This window comes from Chryseobacterium indologenes (assembly GCF_001295265.1).
GTDB classification, from domain to species: Bacteria; Bacteroidota; Bacteroidia; order Flavobacteriales; family Weeksellaceae; genus Chryseobacterium; species Chryseobacterium indologenes_A.
Map to the genome: position 1 here is coordinate 13,241 of NZ_LJOD01000008.1, position 25,107 is coordinate 38,347.

Consider the following 25,107-nt stretch of genomic DNA (forward strand, 5'->3'; position numbering starts at 1 on the left):
ATTTACCGTTTCTTTTGATCTTTTATTAATTCAAATTTAGTAAATTTAAGAAAGAAAATATCGTTTCATTAAATCCTATTGTTATGAAAGCTTTAGTAATTGGTGCCACAGGTGCTACAGGAAAAGATTTAGTCAATCAATTGCTCAATGACAAAGATTTTGAGGAAGTTGATGTTTTTGTCAGAAAACCTATTGATATTCAGAACAACAAACTGAAAGTACATATTGTGAATTTTGAAAAGCCTGAGGAATGGAAAGATCAGGTGAAGGGTGATGTTGCATTTTCCTGTTTAGGAACTACGTTAAAAGATGCCGGAAGCAAGGAAGCACAGCGGAAAGTAGATTTCGGCTACCAATATGAATTTGCCAAAGCAGCTAAAGAGAATGAAGTGGAAGATTATATTTTAGTATCCGCTTACGGAGCCAATCCGGATTCTAAGATTTTTTATTCCAAGATGAAAGGAGAGCTGGAAGAAGCTGTAAAAAAATTGCATTTTACCAAAATCACGATTTTCAAACCGGGAATGCTTGAACGGAAAGATTCGGAAAGAACGGGTGAAGTACTCGGCAGCAGGATTATTAAATTTGCCAATAAACTAGGCCTTCTGGAAAGTCAAAAACCACTTCCTACTGATATTCTGGCCAAAGCGATGATCAATTCTTCCAAAATAAAAAGCAATGGATATTCCAGTATTAAGCTTGGTAATATTTTTTGCTTTGCAGAGAAAAGTAATGACTAATACAGAAGTATCGGATCATAAATTCCCTGCCGTCTTTTACTATTTTATTTGAATACTATTGTTATTAAAAAATAATGTGGAATCTTAAAATGCTCTCCTAACTTTTCAGGTACAATCTCTGACTGTACAACTTCACAATATGAGCCGGAACCGTCTTTGTGGATTGTTGGCGTAATAATGGCAAAAACTGCAATCTTTTTCTGTACATCAACAGATAATTCTTTTTTATTTCCAAAGAAATTCTTTACCGTATAGGAATCCGAATCACTGATCAATGGGAAATAAGATTTCTTACTTCCAAAACCGTCTCCTCTTATATACGCTTTCAATTTCCCATCACTCAGTTTGAAAAAGAACTTTAATAGTACATGATCAGATTTTATTTTAAAATAATCTGTTTCTGAGCCATCAAAAAGCATAGTATTTTTTATACGTTTTCCATTTTTGAACTCCTCTAGATTGATCTGATAATACTTTCCTTTGAGATTTTCACTTTCAAATTTCAGCTGTTCAGTATAAATATTTTCAAAGTCTGACAAATCCTGTATTTCCTGATTATCGCTTCCGTAATTACTTGTCATTCTGACAGTATTTTGAGCGAAAACAAAAGGTATCATTAGTATGAAAAATAAGAAACCTATTTTTAATTTTTTCATCTGTGTAATGTTTTTCTTAATTGATACTTCCTATTTAAGATACTTTGTAATAGCTTCGTCTGTAGGTTTTGTCGTGCTGACGAAAGTATCCACCAGTTTTCCGTTTTCATCAATCAGAAATTTGGTAAAGTTCCAAAGGATGGTTGTATTTTTTACCCCGTTAAGTTCTTTTTCTGTCAGGTATTTAAAAATTGGTGCCGTATCGTCCCCTTTTACGGAAACTTTTGCAGCCATCGGGAATGTAACTCCATAATTTTTCTGGCAGAAAGCCCCGATTTCAGTATTGGTTCCCGGTTCCTGGCCTCCGAAATTGTTGGCAGGAAAACCTACAATTACCAGTTTGTCTTTATGCTCTTCATATACTTTCTCCAGATCTGCGTATTGAGGGGTAAACCCGCACTCTGAAGCTGTATTCACAATAAGGATCTTCTTTCCTTTGAAATCAGCGAAGTTGATTTCGTTTCCGTCAAGGCTTTCCACCTTGAAATCATATATTGTTTTTCCCATAAGTTCTTTGGTTTTAGCTTGAGAAATTTCACTTTTCTGGTTGGTACAGTTTTGTAAAAATGCCACAAAAGAAAGCAGCAGTAAGAACATCTTTTTCATTTTTATACATTTTAGGCAGCCTGGCTGCGTTTCTTACATTAAAATTTAAAAATATTCGCAGGAAACACTTTATTTACATCTATTCTATTCAGCAGCATTACATAGTCTCCGTCTTTTTTAGTACTTGATGATTCTATTTTAAAAGGCATCAGAAGGTTCCCTACTTTTTTATAGTCGGCATACACCAGTGTTTCATCCTTTTTAACCTCTTTTAAAAGCATATAAGTTTTGGTGTCGAAGTAATAGAAGTTTTTATTTACGTTTTTCGTCAGCTCTACTTTATGGCAGTAGATCTCTCCTACTTTTTCTTTTCCGAGATATTTTGCTTCAAAGCCTTTGCTTTCCCAGTCAATAAAATCATTGTCAAAACTTTCCGGTACATATTCTGCATACTCCTGAAGCTTATTGGCTGCATAATTCATAGCATAACCTTTCGATCCGTCAAAGCCTTCAATCGCTGTATCCTTTCCGTTAATGGTGATCACCGTCTTGGTAAGATTCGGACGCTGCTGGTATATTTTTATAGGGTATTCATCTTTGATTCCTAAAACCACTTTTCCCTGCAGCATTACTGAGTTTAAAAGCTTCCAGTTCGTTAATCCTCCGGAAAGCTCTATATTTTTATCTATAATTTCCTTGGCAGTCTGGGAATAGAGTGAAGTGGTAACGATTAAAAAGACTAAATATATTATTTTTTTCATTTATTTTTTTTAAAGTAATAATTCAGAGAAGGTCTGAACACCAGATCCGGTTCTCCTTTTTTCTTTTGAGGTACAAGATTTCCGTTCTCATACTTAAAAATCAATCCCGGGACTTCTTTAATCCCTGTTGGCTTTGCAAGATATACTATTTTATTTTCAAATCTATAGTTTACCGGCTCTACTTTGGTTTCTTTTTTTGACGGTATCTCTAAATAAGACGGATAAAGCTGATTATTTTTAAACTCCAGAACAATAAACGTATATCTGTCAACTGCTCCATTCGTTGTTGCTATACAGGTGTGTCTGATCCGGGCATAGAATTTTTTATCTTTCAGGACCTGGCTTTTAAAACCTGAACAGCACAATAACATTCCTATTAAGAATAATGCCTTCATCCATAAGCCTATTTATTCATTCAAATATAAGGGGAATAGATTGAAAAAGAACCGGGAAACAAACTTTTTTTCTTTTTTCAGATTAATTTCCTTGCTTTTTCAAGATCCTCGGGAGTATCAATTCCCACACCTACAAAATTGGTTTCTATCATTTTGATCTTCATTCCGTATTCCAGGTAACGGATGCATTCTATTTTTTCTGATATTTCCAGGGGTTTCATTTCCAGCTTTGAGAACTGAAGCAATGCATGTTTTCTGAAAGCATATACTCCGATGTGCTTGAAGTAGTCTACATGATAAGAAGTTTCCCTGTGAAAAGGAATGGCAGAACGGCTGAAATACAGGGCAAAACCATTATTATCGGTAATTACTTTTACGTTATTAGGGTTTTCAATTTCTTCTTTTTCAGTCAGTTTTATTTTTAAGGATGCCAGGGAGATTTCCTGGTTATGGTCTTCGTGGAAAACTCCGATCAGCTGTTTTAAAGGCTCCAGCTTCAGGAAAGGTTCGTCACCCTGTACATTGATCACAATATCACAATCAATGTTCTGTACGGCTTCAGCAATACGGTCGCTTCCGGTTTCATGCTGTCCGGTCATTACAGCTTTGCCGCCGTTTTCAACAATTTCATCAAAAATAATTTCGGAATCTGTGGCTACGAAAACCTCATCGAACAAACCTGTCTCTACTACATTCTGATAGGTTGTGGTGATTACGGTTCTTTCACCTAATTTCTGCATTAATTTCCCCGGAAACCGGCTGGCTTCATACCTTGCGGGAATAACAGCGATTATTTTCATATTCTTCTAATTGTCAGTTTTTATAAAAATATACATTCTGAGGCTTATCTGATTTGTAATCCAAAGGATAAATCCGTGTGCTGTCCTTTACTTTCATACCGTAAAACTGAGCTTTCACCATATTCGATGCGATAAGCTGTACTTCTGCCGAAACGAAATCCGGATCATAAACCATTTTTCTCTCAACTTCAGGATTCTCCGTTATAATTGTTTTTAAATAGAGTTTATAATGAAGGGAATCTTTAGTTTTATAGGTAAAGACATACGTATATCCATTGTCAAATTCAAATAAGTGCTCCTTCTTATTGAAGGTAAACCTTTTAAAGAATTCCATACTACTTCCGCAGTGTGGCAGCAATGCCCATTTTGAATCTGAGAGGGTGATATCTTTTTCACCGGTTTTTCTGACGATAAAATAATCCACGTCTATCAATCCCGGATAATAAGCACGTTCATTTTTCAGAATGAGCTTGTTGAGTTTTGACTTGGGACCTCTATCCAGTTCCATTATCCTCACGCTGTCTTTATCTTTAATAATCCGGCTATCAAATGCCCTGCCTTTGGTTATCAACTGATACTTGTTATGTCCTGTCTGGTTGATCACTACCGAATCACATGCATTATCAACAGAATAAAGCACATAATTTTCTTTTTTACAGGAGATCAGAAGGGTTCCTGCGAGGATAATAAAACCTTTTCTAAGGTGATTCATGGTTTAATGTAACAATATAGACAACAGTGTAATAATTCTTAATGAACTATTACACTGTTGTATGGGAGATTCTATTTAAGATTATTCAATGCGTTTTCCAGCTTCGGAAGCATTACTTTGATCTCATCAATAGCAAGTCCGCCTACGGAAGCACGGAACCATGGCTCTGATTTCTCTTCTCCGAAAGCCGAGAATGGAACTAATGCTACTCCTGCTTCATTGATCAGATAAAATACAAGATCAGAAGAGTTTTCAATGACAGATCCGTCCGGTTTTGTTTTCCCAATGTAATCTAATTTAATGGTAAGATAAAGAGCGCCCATCGGTTCAATGCTGTCTACGGTAAGTCCTTTGGCTTTTAAATCCTGAATTCCACCGTGGAGAACTTTCAGGCTGTCTTCCAGTTTTGCTTTAAAGTCTTCTACGAATACATTTACATTTTCAGGGTTTTCATAGAATTTTGCGGTAGCTTCCTGCTCTGGTTTTGGAGCCCAGGCTCCAACGTGTGTAAGAAGCGCTTTCATCTTATCAATGATATGCGCAGGACCGAATCCCCATCCTACACGTACTCCTGTTGCAGCAAGGCATTTTGAAATTCCGTCGATATATACGGTATATTCTTTCATTTCAGGGAAAAGAGAAACCGGATCTACGTGCTCTGCCCCAAAAGTAAGGTTAGAGTAAATTTGGTCGTACATCAAGTATAAAGGTTTCTCGTCTGCTCCTCTTTTTTTGTTTTCGGCGATTACCAGTTCACAGATTTCTGAAAGTTGTTCTCTTGTAAACATGGTCCCTGTAGGGTTTAACGGAGAACAAAGTGCCAGAAGAACTGCTCCATCCAGATGCGGTCTCAAATCATCCGCAGTCGGAAGGAAATTAGTTTCCGGTTTTGTTTTTACTTCTACGGCATTGGCAGAGGTAAGGTAAGCATAATGGTTGTTATTCCATGACGGAGTTGGATATACAACTTTATCACCTTCATCTACAATGGTTTTGTAAACGGCGTAGATCAATGGTCTTGATCCGGCGGTGATGAGGATGTCATTCGGTGCGTAATCCAGATTCCATCTGCTTTTCAGGTCTTTGGAAACTTCTTTTCTTAAAGATAAAAGTCCGTTGGCAGGCGGATAATTCGTCAGATTATTCTGATACGCTTTCTGAATCTCTTCCTTCAGCAGGGCCGGAATAGGATAGATATTAGAATTCAGGTCACCAATAGTAAGATTGGCTATTTCTGCTCCTTTTGCCTTTAAATCATTTACTTCATTACCAATTTTTACAATTTCTGAACCAATCAGGTTCGCCGCTAATTTTGAAACTTTCACTTTATTTTTATTTAAAATTTACTAATATGGTCTTTCTACATTCATTTTCTCATGTATCTGATCTACCGGCATCTGTGCATCAAAAAGGGCCATTAATTCTTTAGCTTTTTTTGCCGTGTTGGAATTCGGATATTTTTTTATGATCCTTTTGAATTCCTTTATGTTTTCATCGTATAGTTTTCCGTCTGCGTTTTCGTAGGTCATTGTATTATCCATTCCGAAAAGGTAGTCGTACAGATAATTATTATAGTCCTGCTTTACTGTTTTTAAAAGTTTACTTTTAGGATATTTGGTTATAAAATTCTCCCAGAATATCAACCTCTCTCCTAGTTCTTCCCAGGTAATGATCAGCCCGGCATCTGCGGCATAATTGCTTTCGTTTTCTTTTGCAGTCTGCGTGATATATGCCTCATAGTCCGGGGTTACTTTTCCTTTAAAAACAGGAGGATAATATCCCGGAACGCTCCAGATCTCGGTAATTCCTTCCCCTACTTCCCTGAACTCCAGACCTGCTTTTTTCAGTTCAGCGGCTACTTTCTTTACATTATCCGGAAGATCGTAGCGGTCTTTATCAGAGTTATAGTAATTGACATATTTGTCTAAAATATCACTGTGTAAGGTAGTAAGACATTCCGTATACTTTTCTCTTATTTTAACAAAGTCCTCATACGTTTTGTCATTCTGTTCCGGAGTACCTGCGGTAAGGTCTTTCTCAACTTTAGCCTGATACCACTGAAGTGCTGTAATATAATCTTCCGTTTTGTGGGAAGGAGAACAGGTTGTATCAACAGGCTTATACTGATCTTCCCGGACTTCGTTTTTAACAATTGAATCGTTTACAGGCTTTACATCAGAAACTGCAGCTTCCTTTTTGCAGGAAACTACAGTCACAGACAGTATGCAAACTGTTATAATTTGTTTTATCATCAATCTGTTAATCCAGTTTTAAATCTGTTTTAACGGCTCCGATCTTGGCTTCCAATGATTTTAATTTATCTTTGAAGTCCGCTTCTGAAGCAATAGAATCTTTTACCGAAACATAAAATTTAATTTTCGGCTCGGTTCCGGAAGGTCTTACACAAACTTTAGTTCCATCCTGTGTATAGTAAATCAATACATTGGACTTCGGAATATCGTTCATTACTTTGGTCTCATTTTTAGAAACGCTGAAGCTGGTCTGTTCTTTAAAGTCCTTGACCTCTTCTACCAATGAGCCAGCAAGCTCTTTCGGTGGGTTTTCACGGAAGTTTTTCATCATATTCTGAATTTCTTCAGCCCCTTCTTTTCCTTTTCTTACGATATTGATCAGTCCTTCATAATACATTCCCAGATCTTCATAAATCTCGATCATGTACTGATACATTGTTTTTCCGTTGGCTTTACACCAGGCAGCAATTTCACAGGCTAAAAGGATACTTCCGCAAGAGTCTTTGTCACGGACAAAGTCACCGGTCATGAATCCGAAACTTTCTTCCCCTCCACAAACAAATTTCTGGGTTCCTTCAGCTTCACGGATCATTTTTCCGATCCATTTGAATCCTGTAAGTCCCACTTTGCATTCAACACCGAACTTCTGGGCAATATCAAAGAAAATATCGGAAGTTACAATGGTAGAACCAATGAATTCTTTTCCGGTAATTCTTCCCTGTTTTCTCCACTCGTTCAGAATGTAATACGTAAGGATGGTATTGGTCTGGTTTCCGTTCAGCAGCTGCATTTCACCATCAAGATTTCTTACGGCAATACCGAGTCTGTCGCCATCAGGATCTGTCCCGATCACAATATCTGCATTGGTAATTCTTGCAAGATCCATTGCCATTTCCAGTGCAGCCGGTTCTTCCGGGTTCGGAGAATCTACGGTAGGGAAATTTCCGCTTGGAATCATCTGTTCTCTTACCAGATCAACCTTTTTAAATCCTGCTTTTTCCAGGGCTTTAGGAATCGTTGTATAGGTTGTTCCGTGAATGGAAGTGAAAACAATGTTCAGATTTTCTTTTCCTACATTCTGATATGTGGAATTTTCGATGCAGGCATCAATGTACACATCATCCTGCTCCTCTCCGATCCATTCGATCAGATCATCATTACCGTTGAATTTAATTTCGTCAAATTTCACGGAATATACTTCATTGATAATGGCTTCATCATGAGGTGGAACAATTTGTGCCCCATCATTCCAGTATACTTTATACCCGTTATATTCAGGCGGGTTATGAGAAGCCGTCAGTACAATTCCTCCGTTACATTTTTTATCACGCACGGTAAAGGAAAGCTCCGGAGTCGGTCTGTGATTTTTGAAAAGCAGCACTTTGATTCCGTTTGCTGTTAAAACATCTGCTACCAGCTTTCCGAATTCTTTTGAATTATTACGCACATCATAGGCAATGGCCACTTTAATTTCTTCTCCTTTAAACTGAGCCAGCATATAATTTGCCAGTCCCTGAGTTGCCTGGCCTAATGTATATTTGTTTAAGCGGTTGGTTCCTACTCCCATAATTCCTCTCATTCCTCCTGTTCCGAATTCAAGTTCTCTGTAGAAAGAATCTTCCAGGTCTGGAGAATTGCTGTCAATTAACAGCTGTACTGCATCTCTTGTTTCTTTATCGAATGTATCGCTTAACCAAAGTTTCGCCTTTTCTAGTGTACTCATATGTGTATTTCGTTCTTTTATAGTTTGTAAAGTTCTATTTTTAAATTGGGTAATTTTTCGCTTAATATATCCAATCTATGCTGCAGATCAGTCCATTCAAATTTTAATTCTCCAAAAACTTCGTGGCTCATCCTGAAACTGATTTTTGTAGATTCTTCAGAGATATCATCTGGAGAAATTTCATTAAAAACCGTAGATCCATTTTCAAAAATGAAATGACCTCGCTGCATATTCCAGTTGGTTTTTAATTCACATCTTTCTGATGCTGCATTGATTGTTGCCATTCCTAAAAGACAAAACTCTGCACCAATTTCCAGGTGTTTCTTTTGATTACTGCAAGCCGATATTTTTGTCATGATACATTCTGCAGAGGTAAGTCCCTGAGATTCTTTCAGTGACATTCCTGCATTGTATTCTATCAATAACAAATTATCATTTATTCCGATGATAATCTTATTGCAATTGTTGTCCAAATATTCATCTACAGCATGGCAAAGCATATCAGCAACAAGAGGATTCAGATTCTTTTTACTGAAGCATTCATAAAAATACATCTGAGGACGCAGCCTCACATGTTCAGTTAAGTCCAGTGTCCGAATATCGTCTATTGTATATTTTTTGCCTTCCAATTACTCTAATTTTTTATTTTCCACGCGGGTAGTCTTATCAATCTTAAATGCCCTGATCGGATTGTTGTAGTAAATAAACTTTGCGGTATTCTGAATATGTCCTTTCAAAGAATCTTTTACATTCACCTCGGCATAGTTTCCGTTTTTGGAATCAATATTCAGATTGGTAATCTTCCAGTAAGGAGCGATTAAGCTTGCGGTATCGGAAATTTTTATCACCGCTTCCTTAGTCAGACCAAGAAAGTTGGCCCGGCTTCTGTTCTGCATCTCCACTTCTGCTCTTCTTGTATTCACCGAACCCATAAATGTAGCGTTATTTTTCAGATGAAGTCTGAAATTATCGGTCTTGATTTCGCTTGAAATATTCATTTCAACAGAGTCTGAAACGGCTACTTTTTCAAGGTTATATTTTGAATATATGGTTACATTATAAAAATCTACCCCTTTTGTACCTCTTTTCTCTTTGATGGAAAGCGTTTTATCTTTCACATCCACATCTAAATTAGAGGCTACGTTAGGATAGGTTTCTATCTCTACAAAGTTCTTTGGTCCTCTGGCATAAAATACACGGAATTTCCCTTCAAGATCCAGATTGACAAATTCTGAAACGTCCACATCTTTCTTTTCAATAGTTCCTTTCGGAGAAACTTTTCCGCAGGAAACCGCCACAATAAGCAGGGATGTGTACAATATTTTCTTCATATGTATTAAAATATTCTATATAAAATTATTACAATAACAAGACTTTCTACTCCCATCAGAACATAAAGAACTGCTGTTCTCCATAGCAGGCCTGGTTTTGAATATGAATTTTTGAAAGCATTCCAATAGGTAACTGCCGGAAACAGAATAAAAAGAGCGAATAAAATCTTGTCCAGAACATCAAAAATCTTAGTCACAGGCTTCCACAGCCCGATCAGACTTACAATATCATTTAACAAAAATAGGATTAAAATTCCTAAAAGGCTTACTGTTCCAATGATAAAATGTTCGGCAATGTTTAATTTTATTCTTTTGAAAAGAAAAAAAGCATTGACAGCCAGCATCGGAATGATAATAAAAAGGATTGTTTTGGAATATTTTGAAAAAAATGTTTTTATTTCCGAATCTCCAGCCAGGGTTTCCGGTGGTGCTAATTTTTCATAAAGATGAAGACCAAGGACGTTGAAACTGAAAAGAATCAACAGCAGTGAAAGAAAATTATAATATCTGATTCTTTTTCCTGAGATATAATCCATTGCTGTTTTTCCCGGTCTGAATAAAATGTCTTTTGCGGTATTAAAAAAACGGGTCTCTATATGCCAGATTGAACCCAGAATATCACTTTTGATGAGCGTGCGCGGAGTTATTCTTCCTGTATCTGATTTTTGTCCGCAATGAGGACAGAACTCATCGGAAATTCTGTGTCCGCAGTTCAGGCAGTTTTTTTTACTCATCGTCTATCAGTTAAATTGGTATTCATTTTTATTTTTTCCTGTAAAACCAGGTTTTGGAGCTTCTTTCATCTGACAGGAGCAGATAATTCCTGCTTATATAGGAAACTTTCATAGCAAGTGTATCTTTATCTTCACTATACTTCATTTTCAGGACCGCTTTCTTTTTCCGGTAATATCCTTTATTTTCCATAGAGTTAAATACTCCGTTTTTATGAAAGACCAAAGTTCCGGTTCCTTCTTTAGAATGGTTTTCCTTATTTCTAAGGTTATCTATATGGTTAACTATTCCGTCATAGACTTCGATAAATTCCCAGTTCCCCACCAGTTCCTTTGTTTTACAGGAAGACAGGAGCAACAGAACAAGGCATGTTAAAAAAATACTGGCCAATTTGATTTTCATTATCCGTTTTTTATACCCACAGCAGTATTCTAACTTTGAATGTTACATTTCTACAAATATATAGAAAAAGCACCATTTTCAGGTGCCTTTTTATGTTTTCAAAAATTTATGATCGGTATATTTTTTCTTTGTTTTTTTACTGTAACCAATGACTAAAGAAAATGAGATTGGTTTGATCGTAATGGTTTATCCTCCCCAGATTTCAACAATCTTTATTTTTTTCAGTTCTACTTTCTCACCATCACATTCTGCATAGACCTTAATATCCTTATCATAACAGTTACCCTCCCCAGATTCTTTTCACCAAAGACTTTTTCAATTCTACTTTCTCACCATCACATTCTGCATAGACTTTAATTTCTTTATACATAAATGAAGGTACCAATACAATATCTATAGGTTTTTCAGGGTGTTTTTGCTTAAAATTTTCAAATATTTTCATTAACTCAGAATCATTAAATTCTATCTCGGCATTATACTTTTGCATCATAAAAATAACATTATATGGTATGGCATCCTTTTTATAAACTTCAGCCGCTTTTGCACCTAATAAGTATTCCGATTCTCCATTATAGTTTAATCGATAAATCTGATCAAAATTATCTTTTTCATCATAGGGATGAAGTTTGAAACGGTAATTGTATTTTTCTCTGTATTTATCCCATAAACCATATGGAATACCATTTTTCTCAATTGTGGTTTTTATACTGTCTGCAACATAAAGCTTGAATTTAGCATCAAAAAACTGTGCCTGATCTTCGCCCGGTTTTGGATTAGGTCTGAATTTATCTTTATCTACAAAAGTTTCCTTAGCCTGCAAACGGCATACCTCTATTCTATGATGATCTCCAGCAAGCCATACTATAACTACACCTCCCGGTGCAGCACCAATTGTTATCTGGTCATAGGTTCCATCAACCCATGGTATTTCCCCATTTTCAGCTTCTGTTCCTTTAACCTTAAATCCCTTTTGAAAAGCAGCTAAGATCTTATCTTTTGGAAGATCTCCTTCAACATGATAAAACTTTTTTTCAGCATATGATACATAGGTTAAATTTAAATATGATGGTACAATATTACCTCCTTGGCCTCCTTGTGCCCCATCATACTGCCATGGCCCATCTTCTGTACCCGCTTTGGGAACTCCACAAATTAATTTTTTCTTTTCATCGGCCAGATAGCCTTCATGTACTTCTGCTGCGTATCCTGTGGCTGTTGAAAATGTTACGGTATAGGGAAAGTTTTCAGTTGTATTTTTACTCACCATTTTGTTCTCTTTATTACAGCTTTGCAGTAACAATAAGAGACCGCAAAATAAATTTATTATTATGTTTTTCATTAGTGTACATCCCTTTTTCGTTTTCCATCCACCATATTAGGATAATTTTTTTGAGATAACAAATCTGAACCCGACTGTCCATATGTTGCATTCCAATGCAGATAATGATTTCGCAGGAATTTAATAACCTCATTCTTCTTATCAGCTTCAGCGTTTAGTTTTGCTTGACCTTCATACTCGCGCATTCTCCTCTCAGCTTCGTAACGACCTGCACTTGGACTATTCGTTTCGTAAACAATTGGCGGCTCGATATGTTTTTTAGGTTCAACAAATACAAGTGGCTTTCCTCCCTCAAATGTATATTTTGATAAATATTTTTTCAAATCTGTCAGAAAAGTCACATTTCCAATAATTCCGTTTTCGTCAGAATTTTCATAAAAGAAATAATCATCAAGCACTGTCTCTTCTTTTAATGGTAAGTCTTTTTTACCACAAAATTGTGCCATAAAATGTAAAGGAATATAGCTATATTGATTACTCACTTTTTCTCTAAGTCCTTCAAGCCTGTAGATATTATATTGGTAAGCTGTAGCTATTGACATATCAAACTTTATTGTCAATTGTTTATCCTTAAACCATCCTTGTCTAATCAACTCAAGACGGAGAGGTTCTAAACTACTTTTTAATTTGGTGGCATCAATTCGTTTAGGGTTGTCCGGTTTTCCTTCTTCATAAGCACCTCCAATATCACAGTGAACCCCTGGATAATATAGTTCTATTCCTCCTTTCTTACCACTATCAGGAGAAGTTTTAGAAACAGATGAAATATCAACTAAACTAAAATTAGCACGATGTTCATCTGCTGCCACCATATGGACAACATAATTTGCTCTATTTACATCGTCTAATCCGAGGTCTTTTGCATCATTAGACTGAAATAATCCGTGATGCGGAACTGTATCATAAATACCAACAAAACGAATTACGACTTTCATCTGTTCGTCCATAAGCTTTGCTTCATCAAGTAGCTGGCCTAAATATCCATACGCAGGCATCATTTTATATGCATAAGACTGATCTAGAGTATAGCCAAACATATCCCGCGCATAAACCGTTTCTTTTCCATGTGTTACTCTTGGTTTATAAGCTCCTTGTGTTACTACATGAACAAAATGTCTCGCAGCAGCAGCTCCTCTACTAAAGCCAAATACATCAAAAGTCACTGTCCCAACAACCTCTTTTCCTTGTGAAATATTAGAAGCGATGTATTTCTTCACATCTGCAATAGCTTTTCTAACTTTATCTTTTATTCCGGCTGATCCCATTCCAAATGCAGGTCCCTGCATAACATCATCTTTTTTGTAATCGCCGGCCCCCAGTGTTCCTTCCTGAGCTTTGGGTGCACTATTTGTTCCTATTCCTTCTGTATAAACCTTAAATCTTTTCTGAGGCTTATCTTCTTTATATTTTTTAAATAAAATGGCCGGGTTGGATAAATCATTTTCATAACTACTTAGTCCATCATCAGCATCACCTTTTCTGCTGTAAATATCTTTTGCATCAATCCCTCCCCAGAGCCCCGTAGTTTCTTTTTTTAAACTTCCGTCTGCTTTTTTCCTAAGCTCGGTATTATACATATTATTGAGGGTTCCATCTAAAAATACTCCAAACGTAAAATTAACAGCACTCTTCTTAGGCTTTACCTGAGCCTCAGTTTTTCCCACCACTAAAGGATTATTGGCTGGTTTGGGCTGATCGATATGCTTTTTCAGTTCATTTTCTACCACCAGCTGCGTGTTTTCTTCTGCCTGGTCTATATGGTTTTTATATACTATTTTTACAAAGTATTCATGCTCACTTTCATCTATCCAGTCAGCATCATTCAGCTTAGTCTGGTATAAACTCAGCTGCTTGAAATATAAAAACGCGTAACCTCTTTCATTAACGGCACTGCTGGTATAGGTTCCCATGGCACGGTCTCCTGTGGTATCATCTTCGTAAACAGAAATTTTGAGGGTATCCCCTTTAGGAATATTGGCTGTTTTTATGCTGAGGGTTATTTTATCCAGATAGCCTACTTTACGTTTGCCGATAGCTTTCCCATTAGAGTCCTGCCATTCTACGGATACAATTTTAGGTTTTGCCGCCAGAATAGTCAGATTAGTGGAATAAGCGTTCTGCTTGCCGTTTTGTATGGCAATTGCAGTCAGCTTTACGGTTTTCCCGGCCAGACTGATATTAAATTTAAATGCACCACTGGTACTGGTAGCCAGTACATTGCCTCCATATTCTATTTTCCATTCTTTTACGGTAACTTTTTTACCTCCTGAAGTAAGTGTATAGGCGCAGTTTGTACCGGCAATCGGGCGTGTATCTCCTGTAATAACCATGATAATTCAGTTTTAACTAGTTTTCATCTGTTGTTTTATTTCTTTTAACCGGCCTTAAATAAATGCCATCGTCTGTATATTTCAGCAATTAAATGTCTGTTACTTACCTTTCAATTCTTTACAGAATATGTATCTTCGTAAGAATCTGTAGAATTATTATCTTTTACAGAGGTAATTATTTTTTTTATTCTTTTATTGTCGTAATAATAATTTCTTTTGTATAGAAAAGTTTTATCGTCATATTTTCCCTGCACTTCAATTTCCTCCAGTCCATTTTTGCCTTTTTTGATCTTAGCAGCAGTTATGGTAGAACTTTCCGGCAGATATGGAAGAGTATTGCTTTTAGGGAATCTGAAATCACAGCCACTATATCCTTCTTTTGTTGATTTACAGTTTTCCTTGATGATATTTTCTATTTCCAGATCTTTTTTTGTAAAATTGAAATTGCTTACCGGAACTTCATCCACTGATAAAGGATTTCCTGATACAACAATATCTGAAAGACTGGTATAGTAATCAACATATTTAATATTTCCGCCTGCTATCCTCTTTTTCTGCTTCCCGTCATAGTTGAATTCTTTCACAATCAGGTCATTTTTTTCACGGTTAAAAGTTAAAGAATCGTTTTCTGCAGAATTTCCATACACCCTGGCATATTCTGAATGATCAGGATGGAAATAATAGGTTGTCACAATCTCGTTGTTCCCCGAATGAATTACTTTATAATCCTGTTTCTGGGATTTACAGCCGAGGTAAAAAAAGAATACGATAAAAAAATACAGGTTATTTCTTTTTTGCATTGGGTTTCTTTTTTTCATTAGGTTTCTTTTGTTCAACGGGCTTCTTCTTTCTTGTTTTCAATTCTTTCCAAAAAATAGTCCCTAAATATACTGCTCTTGACTCCAGTGCAATAGTACCTTCAGTTGCATATTTATTGTTAGGATTTTTACCCGGCGTATATTTTTCTTTGGGCGCATTAAAGGTAGCTCCCAGTCTTTCCACTCCTGTCTGCCATTTGGTATGATGCGCATCAGAAATCGTCCATCCCATGGTATTCATATGGATTTCAAATTTCCCTGTTGAATATCTGTCGTCAGTAGCAGGAAAAGCTGCCTGTTCGGCGCCATCCCACATCGTGGCTCCGTTACTCGGATCTTCATCTGTAGTTAATGAACGGATGATGGCCGCTACCGCTAACTGTTTTTTTGTCTCATTTCGTTCCGCAATTTTTGTCTTTCTGAATAAAACAGCCTGTTGGCTATTGACCCCGTAAGCTATTTTATTGATTTTATGAACACAAGCTATGGCAAGCATTTCGTTTTCAAGTTCTGCTTCCATTTCAACATTACCTCTGTATGCTGAACTTTCCCCGTATATGGTAGATGCTTTCTCAACAAACTTTTCATTGGTAATAGCGGCTTCTTTTTCTTTTAACAGATTCTTTTCAATATTAATTCCCGACCATTTTTTATCTGCCTTTACTTTATCATATTCCTCCTGAGTCGCCAGATAAATTTTGGCACTTTTCTCTAAGCCTCCGAGGTATACCCCTTCCCGGGTATAATAGATATATTCGGTATTATCTTCCTCTGCAGGCAACAGCTGTGCGGCCACTTCAGGGCGTACATTATCTACATTCTGCTGGGTGGGTTCCGCGGTTTGTCCGTGGAAAATAATTTCTATACTCGGAGTTCCGCTTATGGCACAGGTTGCTTTACTGTCCTCGAGGAGAGCTTTTCCGCCATTGTCTTCCACTGTGATTTTTTCATAATGCCCATCCCATTTTGTGACTGTTGGTGTACAGGTACTATTATTCATTTTCGCACAGCTTCCAAAGGTGTTGTTTTCAAAAGTTGCTCCGATGTCCACGTGAGTGGCCATTAGTTTGTCGCTTCCTTCCTTATCGTTGATGTAACGTTTGCTCTGGGTTTTTACCATAAGCTTATCCGGAGCTGTTCCGAACTGGCACTTACAGATGGCTCCCTGGCAAACCAAATGTTTTTCACTCATCCTGTCTGGTGTTTTTTATACTCTTGCTCCGCTGTGTTTTTTACTCAGAAAATTGGCTTGCAGATGGTTTATACCTCAAATTTCTTCACAGCATACTGCAAAGAATTTATTTTAAAACACGAATTATTTTCTGTAGAAGTAATCTGATCAATTGCTCAGTATCACTGTAAAAGACATCAGGTCCGGCTAGGACTTCAGGGATCAAAAAGTACTTGCATATTAATATTTTTTTATGATTTGGTATATCAAAGATAAGATTCTTAACGATATATTTCAATATATTTTTAAAATTATTGATTATTATAGGAAATTGACAATACCTGATGATGTTTTACCGATTGCTTTTCACACTGTGAAGACTTCAGGAATCAGGAAATACTTATATTTTATTATAATGGATTCTTTACAGATACGATTCCTGGCGATAGACCTCAATAGTAATCTTAATTTCCTGATTGTCATAGAATGTTGATAGTGATCCGGTAATTGAAAATATATTTCCGCCTTTATCCAGCTGATAAATCAGGTCTATTCTTCCTTTATCTTCATCCAGGCTTATTTCATCATAGCATTGCTCTCCTTTCACCTGAACAACGATTCTTCCCCGGTCTGTAAAAATCCTTTGAAGGAAAAAAACAGCATCATATGAAACCGTTTCCCCGAAGGAAGGAAAATAAAAACCCAGGCGTTCTTTTTTCTGATAATCAGGGTATGAATCATAAACAGGCATAAAGAAAAGCGGATAAAATATATTTCGCTGTAAAGTTTCTACACCATTCTCTATATTTTCATAAAAATGGTCAAATTTGGCCACTAGACCGTCTGTAACCTCCCCCACATAATATTGTTTAATTTTAGGACGATACTCCTCTGTCCAGCGGGTGCGTATGTCTTCAGCATTATCTATCCGTTCCGGTTTTCCTTTCTTATTCAGGGACATTTCTATGGGGTACAGCGCCTCTCCTGCGGTTTCCATCATTTTCTCAACCATCATCCCTACTTCATTATTATTGACGTAGAGCTTCTGCCGGGAAATTGAAATCTTATTTTCAGCCTGTTTCCGGATATCAATAAGATAATCCATCTGCAACTCTGATGGCTGCTGTGTAATCAGAACTCCATAGGTAAACTTTTCTGATGCTCCCGGAATAGTGATACGGGAAGCCGGAAGCTGCTTTTCTTTCCACGCATTGTATTTTTCTACCGGAATATAAATGCTGCTGATGTATTTGGGAAGCTTTTCCGGAAGCAGTTCATGCAGAGCACAGTTCCGGTTGTGAAACGAAATCAGTTCATGTTTTGAAATATTATATTCCTTTGAGATAGAGTCAATATCTACAAGGTTTTTGATCTCTATTTTAATGCTTTCCATGGAGTTTATTTATCATTACGAATATCGGAAAAGGAATTGATGAAATCAAAAAAAATACTCTTAAAAAACACATGTCTTTCAAGAGTATCTGGGGATTAATGATTTATATTAAAACTAAATCACTTCATCAATATTATAATTTTTATGCTCCCTGTTTGTTCTGATAATCATTTCTCCCAGGAATCCCGCTATAAACAGCAGTGTACCCATTATCATCATCGTCAGTGCAATATAGAACCATGGATTATTGGTAATCAGATGTCCGTAAATTCCTCTGGCCACATCAATCAGTTTTGAAATTCCCAGCCAAAGAGCTGAAAGAAATCCTACAATAAACATCAAAGTTCCCACCGCCCCGAAAAAGTGCATGGGTCTCCCACCAAAACGGCTTACAAACCAAAGTGTTACCAGATCCAGAAAACCTCTGATGAATCTTTCTGTTCCGAATTTTGAGGTTCCGTAAGGTCTTGCCTGGTGCTGAACTTCTTTTTCCGTAATTCTTCTGAATCCTGCATTAGCAGCCAGTACCGGAATATAGCGGTGCATATCTCCATATACATCAATAGATTTCACCACCTGTTTTTTATACGCTTTCAGACCGCAGTTAAAGTCATGAAGGTATACCCCTGAAACTTTTCTGGCGGCAGCATTGAAGAGCTTTGAAGGTATATTTTTAGTCATTACGTTATCAAAACGTTTCTTTTTCCAGCCTGATACAATATCATAATTGTCTTCAACCACCATTTTATAAAGCTCAGGAATTTCTTCCGGAAAGTCCTGAAGATCAGCATCCATGGTAATTACCACATCTCCGTGAGCTCTTTCAAAGGCAGCATGAAGCGCCTGTGATTTTCCGTAATTTCTGGAAAACTTAATCCCGTGGATCTGAGGATGCTGTATTTTTAAATTCTCAATTATGCTCCACGACAAATCTGTACTTCCGTCGTCTACAAACCAGATCTCATAAGAAAGGGAGGCTGTTCTGCAGACATTATCAATTCTTGAAAAAAGCTCTTCCAGAGAGTCTTCTTCGTTAAGCAACGGAATAACTATAGATAAATTCATTTAATTTCTGATAAAAATTATTCTTTGATTGTTGGTTCTTCATACACTGTTCTTGTTCTGAAAAATGCTCCGAAAAACAGCGACAAAACTACGTAAAATATAAGAATTGCAGCAAAATATCCTGAAAAATGACTCGCGGTAAGCATATCTTTTCCTTTTACGGCTTCCGGAGAGAAACTGGGAAGTCTTTCTTTGTACTTCTGATCCAGTTCGTCAATGTCTTTCTGATGCTTCAGGATCTTTCTTGCAGACTGATATTCAGTATCCAGCTCTGTTTTCTGTCTCTGTACGTACTGATAGTTAAGCAGCTTTTTTGCATCTGTATCTACAAAATTCAGGAATGAATATATACAGAAAATAGAAAGAATCCCTCCAATAAACATCGGAACAAAGGCTCTTTTGAAAGCATCTTTAAATTTAACTACTCTATTTTGGTTCCAGAATGATTTTACTGACCAGAATGCCCCTCCGGCATACAAAATAGGAAGAACAAAAGCATTGATTTTCAAAGATGTATCAAAATAATTAACCCCTGAAAAGAAGAAATAGGCTACAAAAAAGATGACCATTGTAGCGATAAAAAGTAAAATTCCTAGTGTTGATGGACTTTTCGTCATATTTAATTTTTTAGAAAAAAGTGAAAAATTATTCCCTTAAATGTCAGCCGTTTAGCTTTACCACTGCATTTTTTCGACTAATTTTCTTTAATAAAGTTTTGAAGTTTATAAATTATTCCTACCTTTGCAACGGCAAGTCCTAAACAACCAGCTCCTGAGAATCCTCCAGGGTGGGAACGCAGCAAAGGTAATCGGTTGTAGCGGTGTGATTTAGGTAGCTTGCCATTTTTTTTTGCTTTAAATTGAAGAGAGAGGTAATTTGATAATTATCTTTTTTTGTTTTTAATCCCTTCTGCATTGTATTCATTTTTCTAATTTTCAAATTACCCCTGTTATTTTTATTTAAAATTCGAACTGTTCTCCCAGCTTTGGTAATACAAGTTCTACATTTTTATCTGCAAAATGCTTTAACGCACTTTCATGATTGATCTCAATAGCAGGGAATGTATCAAAGTGACATCCTATTACTTTAGGCGTTTTTAATAATTCTGCTGCTGCGAAAGCCGCTTTTCTCGGGCACATGGTATAATGGCTTCCGATAGGAAGAATAGAAAGATCAATATTTCCGAAAAGTCTTGGGAACAGTTCCATATCAGCCATTACACCCGTATCTCCTGCCATATAGATGTTCTTACCTTCAGGCAGTCTGAAAATATATCCCACAGGGACGCCTCCGTAGCTTCCATCCGGAAAAGAACTGGTGTGGTGAGCCGGAACCATGGAAATTTTAAGATCATCGATTTTTGCCGACCCTCCGAGGTTCACATCGTCTGTATTTTTTGCCGTTTTAAAATATCCGCAGATCTCCGGAACGGCAATAATGGTAGCTTCAGGATGATGCTGAAGAACTTCCTCTACATCTGCAATATGATCGCCATGCGCATGGGTAAGCAGAATATAATCGATTTTCTGAGCGGTAATATCAAACCCTGATTCCGCCTTTTTATAGTTGTAAAAGGGATCACTCAGAATGGTTTTGTCTTTGTACGTGAACAAAAAACAGTTTTGTCCCAGGAATTGTATTTTCATTTTTAAGTTTATTTTAGTTTAAGCATCATTGATATCCTTATTTTGCCTGTATCTCAACTTATGAGAACGGTATTTTCTATGATGGTATTTAATTTCAGTATTGAATTATTGCTGTGGAAATTTATCTTCTATAAGATTCAGATTGATTCCGTGTTCCAGATATGCTTTACAACCGTCTAATACTGTCGTAAATCCACCTGTATTATCATTAACCTGCCTTAGAAGCTCTTCTCCGGTCTGGCTGAATCCATAGCTTTTAATTACGACTAGGGTACCTTTTTCCATTACTCTGAATTCGTAGTCTACATTTGTTGAAGGATCTCCCCAGATGGTTTTAATCAGCTGGTTCGGGATAATCTGAAGAGTTTTTAAATCAGATGACACTCCATACATTTCCCATTCCCAGGTAACGGTTTTACCTTCTTCTAATTTTCCGGTAGATTTTGTAAACCAGAAACGGGTAGTAACCGCAGGATTGATAAATGCTTCAAAGACATCTTCAACCGGTTTTCTGATAAGCATTTGAGCTTCAACATAGATATTAGAACTCATGATATAATATTTTAGATTTAGCTGAATAAATTAAGTCCGGCCGCCGTAAGAATGGCCATTACAAACGTCATAATTCCCACCTGCTTTAAATATTGGTCTAATTCTTTAGGTTCTTTTACGGACATGATGCTTCTTCTCAGTTTAGTAAGCGGAAATAACAGGATCATTACAATAAAAGCGTAATAATTCTGCGTCTCGATAAATCCGTTCACGCATAAAAATATAAGAATCAGAACCAGTGGAAGCTGTAACAGGATCATTTCATAGATCATGGCATTTTTGAAACCGATTCTTAATGCAAAGCTGTTTTTTCCCGAGAGCTTATCACTTTCAATATCTCTCATGTTATTAAGGTTAAGAACCGCCATACTCATCATTCCTACAGCTGTTCCCGGCAACAGTATATCCCAGCTGAAAGTTTTGGTAAACAGGAAATAACTTCCACACACGGAAACCAGCCCGAAGAAGATAAATACAAAAATATCTCCCAGTCCCATATATCCGTAAGGTTTTTTACCTACCGTATACCCGATTGCGGCTAAAATACATGCTATTCCCAGCCCTATGAATATATAAAATTCATTCATATGTTCAGGGATAAAGGCTGTGTACAATAAAGCAACCGTAGCAATGAAAGAAAGTGCAGAAAAAAGGATTACCGCATTTTTCATCTGTTTTGCTGTAATTTTTCCTGATGCTACTGCTCTTGTTTCTGCTTCGTTGATTCTTTTGGCATCTGTTCCTTTTACTCCATCGCCATAGTCATTGGCATAATTTGATAAAATCTGATACAGAAGGGTTACCAGGAGAGCCAGAGCAAAAATTTTCCAGTCCCAGGTTTCTCCTTCCCTGTAAAGCCTCCATTTGGCGATGAAAGCCCCCATAATAATTCCGCTTAGGGAAAGCGGTAAAGTTCTTAGCCTCGCGGCTTTTATCCAATCAGTCATAAATTTATAAGTAATGAGCAGTGGGTAACAGGTAATGAAATACGGCTCATTACTTATTACCCATCAATAATGTTATGAGATCCATTGATCTTCCCCGAAGTTTGGTTTTCTTTTTTCAAGGAATGCATTTCTTCCTTCCTGGGCTTCTGCGGTCATATAGGCTAAACGGGTTGCTTCGCCTGCAAACACCTGTTGGCCAACCATTCCGTCATCTGTAAGGTTCATGGCAAACTTCAACATCCTGATGGAAGTCGGAGATTTTGCAAGAATTTCCTGAGCCCATTCGTAAGCGGTATCTTCCAGTTCTGCATGAGGAACCACGGCATTCACCATTCCCATATCCAACGCATCCTGAGCAGAATAATTTCTTCCTAAAAAGAATATTTCACGGGCTTTTTTCTGTCCTACCATTTTTGCGAGATAGGCAGAGCCGTACCCCCCATCAAAACTGGTAACATCGGCATCAGTCTGTTTAAAGATGGCGTGCTCTTTACTTGCTAAAGTCAGGTCACAGACTACATGAAGAGAGTGACCTCCGCCAACTGCCCAACCCGGAACAACTGCAATAACCACTTTTGGCATGAAACGGATCAGACGCTGAACTTCTAAAATGTTCAGGCGGTGTCTTCCGTCTTCTCCTACATATCCCTGATGTCCTCTTGCTTTCTGGTCTCCTCCACTGCAGAAAGCCCAGCCTCCGTCTTTTGGGCTTGGTCCTTCTCCTGATAACAGAACCACTCCTATGGAAGGGTCCTCTGAAGCATCATAAAAAGCATCGTACAGCTCTGAGGTTGTTTTAGGCCTGAACGCGTTACGCACTTCTGGTCTGTTGAAAGCAATTCTTGCTACACCATTACATTTTTTGTAGGTAATATCATCGTATTCTTTGGCGGTTTTCCACTCAATCATTTTGTAAAAATTTTTCTCAAAGATACGGAATTACAGAGAATTTTAACGTTGATTTTTGATGATAATAGCCGGCTGGTTTATGTGATATTCCTGTTTAAAAGTAAGGGTTAAGATTCAAAGAACGGGTATGGAATATTTTTTCTATCTTAGAATGAAGAATGTACAGCTTTCCATGAGCTGAATTTAATAAAAAATTTAATGAGACAACTTATTCTATCATTAGCATTTATCCTTTTATCATGGAGCATATCTGCACAAAAAGTAACGGTTATAAAATCTCCGGCAGCATTGCCTGCTGAGGATAAAAGGTTAAAAATATTTCTCGGCGGAAGCATTGATATGGGCAATGCCGAAGACTGGCAGGCCAAAGTTACCCATGAGTTATCCGAAAAGAATATCGTATTGTTCAATCCAAGACGGGATGACTGGAATAAGGACTGGAAACCTGTCAGCACTGAACCTAATTTCAGAAAACAGGTAGAATGGGAACTGGAAGCATTAGAAAAATCAGATCTCATCATCATGTATTTTACTCCCAAATCACAAAGTCCGATAAGCTTACTGGAGCTGGGACTTTACGCCAGGACCAATAAGCTGATGGTGGTCTGCCCTGAAGGATACTGGAGAAAAGGAAATGTTGATATTGTCTGTGAAAAATACAATATCAAACGATACGACTCTATTGAAATGCTGATTAATGCCCTGAAGGAAAAGACAAAGTAAAAAAGAGATACTTATTCCTGATAGAATCAATAATTGATTTACCAATCTATGATCACCAAATAAAAAAACCGGAACATTTCTGTTCCGGTTTCTGTATATTCAAACTAAAGCATTATTGTTTTGCTTTTGCAGCCAATTCTGTTTCTTTAGCTTTCATTTCTTTTACTTTCTCCATGTTTTTTGTTACTACATAAATTTCTTTTAAGGCAGTAACAGCTTCAAGGTTTTCAGGAGCAGCTTTGTACCATGCTTCAGCATAAGGTAAAGCTTTGGCAAATCTTTCTCTTCTTGCATCAATAAGCTTAGATGCTTCGTCCGGTTTATCTTTTCTTAAAGCATTAATCTGCTCTACTGTTTTAGAGTCATCTCCAATAACGGTATAAACCAGGTTCTGATGAGCATTATTCATATCAGGTTTAAGCTCGATTGCTTTTTTGAATGAGGCAATGGCATCTTCTGAAGTTGCAGGGTTTTTAGACTGCATTACCCCAAGATTGTACCAGTTGGTAGCATCAGTCGGGTTTTTAGCCAGCTGCTCTTTAAGGGTAGAAATAAATTTTTCAGTATTTCCGGAAGCATAATAAGCGGTTCCCTGCGCATCTTTCAGCTTAGCGTTATTTGGATATTTTGCCAGCCCTTTTTCAATGATTGCCAAAGCCTCATTTGGTTTTTTAGCGTTCAAAAGAAGGGTGGTCAGCGTTTCATATAAATCCGGTTCTACACTTGGGGTCTGCTCTGTTTTAAAGTCTGTATAATCAGAGTTTTTCTTCATCAGTTCCCAGGTTGTTTTATCCAAAGGCACAACGTTTCCTGTTTTTTTCTCTTTAGCAGTATAAGTTGTCTGAATACCTGTAAAACCTGAATTAATAAGGTCTGTATAAATTTTGATGGCCTGATCGCTGTTATTTGCCAAAGCATAGCTAAGCCCTGCATAATACATATAAATCTTGTCATCCTGCCCGCTTCCTTTCAGCAAGTTGTAAACTTCTACAAATTTAGGAGCTGCTGCGGTATAGTTTTTTGCGTTATACGCGTCCATAGCAGCCTTATTAGCCGCCTGCAGTTGGGCATTTACATCGCCTTTCTGTCCGAAAACGAATGCAGAAGCAACGATAGCAATACCTAAAATGAGTTTCTTCATAATAACTATATTATATTAATTGT

General features: G+C 37.1%; 27 protein-coding genes and 1 other RNA gene. 3 read left to right on the forward strand and 25 right to left on the reverse strand.

The window, feature by feature from the left end:
- Positions 1-83: 83 nt before the first annotated feature.
- On the forward strand, positions 84-740 hold the full coding sequence (locus AOB46_RS12680; RefSeq protein ID WP_062699883.1) for an NAD(P)H-binding protein: 657 nt from the start codon (positions 84-86) through the stop codon (positions 738-740).
- A gap of 44 nt (positions 741-784) precedes the next feature.
- Here the strand turns inward: AOB46_RS12680 and AOB46_RS12685 are convergent, their stop codons facing one another.
- The 20 genes from AOB46_RS12685 to AOB46_RS12780 all read right to left on the reverse strand — a co-directional run bounded on the left by AOB46_RS12685 (position 785) and on the right by AOB46_RS12780 (position 19,783).
- Complete coding sequence (locus tag AOB46_RS12685; protein WP_241489209.1) at positions 785-1,321, reverse strand: hypothetical protein; 537 nt, start codon at positions 1,319-1,321, stop codon at positions 785-787.
- Positions 1,322-1,426: 105 nt separating this feature from the next.
- On the reverse strand, positions 1,427-2,002 hold the full coding sequence (locus tag AOB46_RS12690) for a glutathione peroxidase (protein ID WP_062699888.1): 576 nt from the start codon (positions 2,000-2,002) through the stop codon (positions 1,427-1,429).
- Between the two features lie 38 nt (positions 2,003-2,040).
- Complete coding sequence (locus AOB46_RS12695) at positions 2,041-2,703, reverse strand: hypothetical protein (protein ID WP_062699892.1); 663 nt, start codon at positions 2,701-2,703, stop codon at positions 2,041-2,043.
- Positions 2,700-3,098 carry a hypothetical protein gene (locus AOB46_RS12700; protein WP_062699894.1) on the reverse strand — a complete coding sequence of 133 codons (399 nt, stop codon included), beginning with the start codon at positions 3,096-3,098 and terminating at the stop codon, positions 2,700-2,702. The genes AOB46_RS12695 and AOB46_RS12700 overlap by 4 nt, the downstream gene beginning before the upstream one ends.
- A gap of 77 nt (positions 3,099-3,175) precedes the next feature.
- A complete protein-coding gene (gene kdsB / locus AOB46_RS12705) occupies positions 3,176-3,898 on the reverse strand; it encodes a 3-deoxy-manno-octulosonate cytidylyltransferase (protein ID WP_062699896.1) in 723 nt (240 codons plus the stop codon).
- Positions 3,899-3,911: 13 nt separating this feature from the next.
- A complete protein-coding gene (locus tag AOB46_RS12710; protein ID WP_062699898.1) occupies positions 3,912-4,610 on the reverse strand; it encodes a hypothetical protein in 699 nt (232 codons plus the stop codon).
- Positions 4,611-4,681: 71 nt separating this feature from the next.
- Entirely contained in the window at positions 4,682-5,935 is a 1,254-nt protein-coding gene (locus AOB46_RS12715) for a pyridoxal phosphate-dependent aminotransferase (RefSeq protein ID WP_062699900.1), read from the reverse strand.
- A 21-nt stretch (positions 5,936-5,956) separates the two neighbouring features.
- Positions 5,957-6,862 carry a hypothetical protein gene (locus AOB46_RS12720; protein ID WP_131724373.1) on the reverse strand — a complete coding sequence of 302 codons (906 nt, stop codon included), beginning with the start codon at positions 6,860-6,862 and terminating at the stop codon, positions 5,957-5,959.
- 7 nt (positions 6,863-6,869) lie between these two features.
- A complete protein-coding gene (locus AOB46_RS12725) occupies positions 6,870-8,585 on the reverse strand; it encodes a phospho-sugar mutase (protein ID WP_062699904.1) in 1,716 nt (571 codons plus the stop codon).
- A gap of 17 nt (positions 8,586-8,602) precedes the next feature.
- Positions 8,603-9,214 carry a hypothetical protein gene (locus AOB46_RS12730; protein WP_062699906.1) on the reverse strand — a complete coding sequence of 204 codons (612 nt, stop codon included), beginning with the start codon at positions 9,212-9,214 and terminating at the stop codon, positions 8,603-8,605.
- On the reverse strand, positions 9,215-9,916 hold the full coding sequence (locus tag AOB46_RS12735) for a GIN domain-containing protein (protein ID WP_062699908.1): 702 nt from the start codon (positions 9,914-9,916) through the stop codon (positions 9,215-9,217).
- A 5-nt stretch (positions 9,917-9,921) separates the two neighbouring features.
- Complete coding sequence (locus AOB46_RS12740; protein ID WP_062699910.1) at positions 9,922-10,650, reverse strand: DUF3667 domain-containing protein; 729 nt, start codon at positions 10,648-10,650, stop codon at positions 9,922-9,924.
- A 28-nt stretch (positions 10,651-10,678) separates the two neighbouring features.
- The gene (locus AOB46_RS12745) at positions 10,679-11,050 is read right to left on the reverse strand and encodes a hypothetical protein (protein WP_062699912.1); all 372 of its coding nucleotides are present in this window, start codon (positions 11,048-11,050) and stop codon (positions 10,679-10,681) included.
- Positions 11,051-11,330: 280 nt separating this feature from the next.
- Positions 11,331-12,389, reverse strand: coding sequence for a DUF2931 family protein (locus tag AOB46_RS12750; protein ID WP_082377122.1), 1,059 nt, complete (start codon positions 12,387-12,389; stop codon positions 11,331-11,333).
- On the reverse strand, positions 12,389-14,719 hold the full coding sequence (locus AOB46_RS12755) for a T6SS phospholipase effector Tle1-like catalytic domain-containing protein (protein WP_062699916.1): 2,331 nt from the start codon (positions 14,717-14,719) through the stop codon (positions 12,389-12,391). Before AOB46_RS12755 ends, AOB46_RS12750 begins: the two co-directional genes overlap by 1 nt.
- 110 nt (positions 14,720-14,829) lie before the next feature.
- Positions 14,830-15,519 carry a hypothetical protein gene (locus AOB46_RS12760; protein WP_157845062.1) on the reverse strand — a complete coding sequence of 230 codons (690 nt, stop codon included), beginning with the start codon at positions 15,517-15,519 and terminating at the stop codon, positions 14,830-14,832.
- Positions 15,503-16,729, reverse strand: a complete 1,227-nt coding sequence (locus AOB46_RS23710; protein WP_206542259.1) for a DUF4280 domain-containing protein — start codon at positions 16,727-16,729, stop codon at positions 15,503-15,505. The genes AOB46_RS12760 and AOB46_RS23710 overlap by 17 nt, the downstream gene beginning before the upstream one ends.
- Positions 16,730-17,132: 403 nt before the next feature.
- Positions 17,133-18,101, reverse strand: a complete 969-nt coding sequence (locus AOB46_RS12770) for a hypothetical protein (protein ID WP_062699920.1) — start codon at positions 18,099-18,101, stop codon at positions 17,133-17,135.
- A gap of 114 nt (positions 18,102-18,215) precedes the next feature.
- Positions 18,216-19,166 carry a glycosyltransferase family 2 protein gene (locus AOB46_RS12775; RefSeq protein ID WP_062699922.1) on the reverse strand — a complete coding sequence of 317 codons (951 nt, stop codon included), beginning with the start codon at positions 19,164-19,166 and terminating at the stop codon, positions 18,216-18,218.
- A gap of 17 nt (positions 19,167-19,183) precedes the next feature.
- The gene (locus AOB46_RS12780) at positions 19,184-19,783 is read right to left on the reverse strand and encodes a DUF4199 domain-containing protein (RefSeq protein ID WP_062699924.1); all 600 of its coding nucleotides are present in this window, start codon (positions 19,781-19,783) and stop codon (positions 19,184-19,186) included.
- Positions 19,784-19,913: 130 nt separating this feature from the next.
- Between AOB46_RS12780 and ffs the strand changes: the two genes are divergently transcribed.
- An RNA gene (gene ffs / locus AOB46_RS12785) (signal recognition particle sRNA small type) lies at positions 19,914-20,011 on the forward strand.
- Between the two features lie 114 nt (positions 20,012-20,125).
- Here the strand turns inward: ffs and AOB46_RS12790 are convergent.
- The 4 genes from AOB46_RS12790 to AOB46_RS12805 all read right to left on the reverse strand — a co-directional run bounded on the left by AOB46_RS12790 (position 20,126) and on the right by AOB46_RS12805 (position 23,220).
- Positions 20,126-20,812: a metal-dependent hydrolase gene (locus AOB46_RS12790; RefSeq protein ID WP_062699927.1), complete on the reverse strand. Its 687-nt coding sequence runs from the start codon at positions 20,810-20,812 to the stop codon at positions 20,126-20,128.
- A 105-nt stretch (positions 20,813-20,917) separates the two neighbouring features.
- On the reverse strand, positions 20,918-21,364 hold the full coding sequence (locus AOB46_RS12795; RefSeq protein WP_062699929.1) for an SRPBCC family protein: 447 nt from the start codon (positions 21,362-21,364) through the stop codon (positions 20,918-20,920).
- 17 nt (positions 21,365-21,381) lie between these two features.
- Entirely contained in the window at positions 21,382-22,311 is a 930-nt protein-coding gene (gene menA, locus AOB46_RS12800; protein WP_062699931.1) for a 1,4-dihydroxy-2-naphthoate octaprenyltransferase, read from the reverse strand.
- 72 nt (positions 22,312-22,383) lie between these two features.
- Positions 22,384-23,220 (reverse strand): 1,4-dihydroxy-2-naphthoyl-CoA synthase, encoded by an 837-nt coding sequence (locus AOB46_RS12805; RefSeq protein WP_062699933.1) that lies wholly within the window; start codon positions 23,218-23,220, stop codon positions 22,384-22,386.
- Between the two features lie 198 nt (positions 23,221-23,418).
- Here AOB46_RS12805 and AOB46_RS12810 point away from each other — a divergent pair, with 198 nt between their 5' ends.
- Positions 23,419-23,943, forward strand: coding sequence for a nucleoside 2-deoxyribosyltransferase domain-containing protein (locus AOB46_RS12810; protein ID WP_082377125.1), 525 nt, complete (start codon positions 23,419-23,421; stop codon positions 23,941-23,943).
- Positions 23,944-24,055: 112 nt separating this feature from the next.
- On the opposite strand, the gene AOB46_RS12815 is transcribed toward AOB46_RS12810, so the two are convergent.
- Complete coding sequence (locus AOB46_RS12815) at positions 24,056-25,084, reverse strand: tetratricopeptide repeat protein (protein ID WP_062699935.1); 1,029 nt, start codon at positions 25,082-25,084, stop codon at positions 24,056-24,058.
- Between the last annotated feature and the right edge of the window lie 23 nt (positions 25,085-25,107).